The sequence below is a fragment of the Streptomyces sp. NRRL S-340 genome (assembly GCF_000720185.1).
Taxonomy (GTDB): domain Bacteria; phylum Actinomycetota; class Actinomycetes; order Streptomycetales; family Streptomycetaceae; genus Streptomyces.
Genome location: NZ_JOIY01000147.1, coordinates 1 through 219, shown reverse-complemented (window position 1 = coordinate 219; position 219 = coordinate 1). Strand labels below are relative to the sequence as shown.

Here is a 219-nt window from a genome sequence, read left to right as displayed (position 1 = left end):
TTCGCGGGCGCGGTGCACGAAGTGGTCGAAGTCGTCCAGGGTGCCCAGGGCGGGGTGGACGGTGTCGTGGCCGCCCTCGGGGGAGCCGATCGCCCAGGGGACGCCGACGTCGTCGGGGGTGGCGGTGAGGGTGTTGTTGCGGCCTTTGCGGTGGGTGGTGCCGATGGGGTGGACCGGGGGGAGGTAGACGACGTCGAAGCCCATGGCGGCGATGGCGGG

The 219-nt window shown here is 73.1% G+C and carries 1 pseudogene; it reads right to left on the bottom strand.

Annotated elements, in window-relative coordinates:
- A pseudogene (locus IG64_RS37340) lies at positions 1–219 on the bottom strand (alpha-1,4-glucan--maltose-1-phosphate maltosyltransferase); the annotation flags it as partial.